Raw genomic sequence first — 1,724 nt, forward strand, 5'->3', positions numbered from 1 at the left:
CGGCGGCCGCCCCGAGCGCGGCGCGTACGGAGCCACGTGCGGGGCCGCGCACGGCACCGCGAGCGGTCGGTCCGGGGTTCCGGCGTGTCGTTCCCGTCGCGGTGGCTCCGAGCAGCAGGTCCAGGCCCCGGGCCGCCGCCATCGCCGCCGGACCCGCCGGGGTGTGCTTCAGCCGGAGGTCGTACGCCCAGACGGTCGCCGCCAGTGCGATGGCGGCCGTGAGCGGCCGGCGGCCCGCGCACCCGGCGAGGCCCAGTCCGGCGGCCGTCAGTGCTCCCGCCGCCGCGAGGGCCKCGCCGGGCGCGATCCGGCCCGACGGGATCGGCCGGTGCGGCCGGTCCACGGCGTCCTCGTCCCGGTCGGCCCAGTCGTTGAGCGCCATGCCCGCCTCGTACAGGCAGAGGGAGGCACCGACCGCGAGCGCGGTGCCGCGSTCGGGGCGGCCGCCGGTCGTGGCGGCTCCGGCGAGCGCGTCGCCGGGGACGGTGAACAGCGCGGACACCCGCAGGAGTTCCGCCCAGGCGCGTGCCGTCACCGTTCGCCCCGCAGCGTCCCGGCGAAGGCGAGCAGTGCCTCGTACTGCTCGAAGAGGGCGGCCGGGCCGCCGTCCGGATCCTTGAAGTAGAAGCCGAGCTGGGGCAGCGGCCCGGTCAGGCCCCGTTCGTGGGCGCGGGCCACCAACCGGGCCAGGTCCAGGACGAGGGGCGCGGCCAGTGCGGAGTCGCAGCCCTGCCAGGTCGTCTGGAGCACCATGCGCGCGCCGAGGAACCCGTCGAACGCGATGTGGTCCCAGGCGGTCTTCCAGTCTCCGAGGGCCGGTACGTCGTCGATGTGGACCCGGCCTTCGGGTGCGGCGCCCAGGGTGTCGGCGAGCACGCGTTCCTTGCCCGCGTTCTTGGCCGCCGCCGCGCCGGGGTCGGCCAGCGCCGCCCCGTCCCCGCCGCCCAGCAGGTTGGTGCCCGACCAGGCCCGGACGGGCAGGGCCCGCTGCGCGAACATCGGGGCGAGCACGGAGCGGAGCAGTGTCTGGCCGGTCTTGCCGTCGCGGCCCGCGTGAGGAAGTCCGCAGGCCGCGACGGCGCCACGGAGGGCGGGGGCGCGCAGTCCGGTGGAAGGGGTGAAGTTGACGTGGGGGCAGCCGGCCCGGAGCGCGGCTGCTGCGTAGAGCGAGCTGGCGGGCAGCCGCCGTCCCCCGGGGTCGGGGACGGGTTCCGTGGAGGCGACGTTGATCACGACGGTCCTGGTCAGCCCGTTGCGGTGGCCGAAGTCGGTGAGGTCGGCGGCGAACGCGGCGATGAGTTCCTCGTCCTCGCGGGTGTCGTCCGGGAGCGGCCCGCCGGGCCGTATCTCCGCGTCGGCGGTGGCGAGTTCGCGGCCGATCGCCGCAGGCAGGCCGTGCGGCAGCACTCCCCCGGCGACCAGGGCCTCGGCGCGTTCGGGGAGCGGGCAGTCGGCCGTGTCGTGTCCGCCGAAGACGAGCGAGGCCGGGACGGGCAGCCCGCTGTCGGCGAACGGCGGTGTCTCGGTGACCATGCCCGTCGCCGGCCGGAGCCCCGCCGCGAGCGCCGCGCATCCCGCGATGGCGGTGGTGGCGACGGAGCCGCGTGCTCCGATGAACCAGACTCCGGTGCGTGGGGCGGGTGCTGACACGGGCTGCCTCCCTGGCTGGTGGTGCTGGCTGGCCAGACACTGCTCCGCTCCGTGCTCGCCCCGATGTTCGCGCA

Annotated in this window: 2 protein-coding genes; both read right to left on the bottom strand. The window is 76.7% G+C overall.

Translation table 11 applies throughout. The features are described 5' to 3' along the window. Nucleotides 1-535: UbiA family prenyltransferase (locus tag EAO76_RS42865; RefSeq protein WP_187439051.1), on the bottom strand; the 535-nt coding region annotated here is incomplete at its 3' end. After that, a complete protein-coding gene (locus EAO76_RS42870; RefSeq protein WP_148841619.1) occupies nucleotides 532-1,650 on the bottom strand; it encodes an inositol-3-phosphate synthase in 1,119 nt (372 codons plus the stop codon). The genes EAO76_RS42865 and EAO76_RS42870, both read right to left, overlap by 4 nt. Nucleotides 1,651-1,724: the final 74 nt, after the last annotated feature.

The sequence above is a fragment of the Streptomyces sp. sk2.1 genome (assembly GCF_008120935.1).
GTDB lineage: Bacteria > Actinomycetota > Actinomycetes > Streptomycetales > Streptomycetaceae > Streptomyces.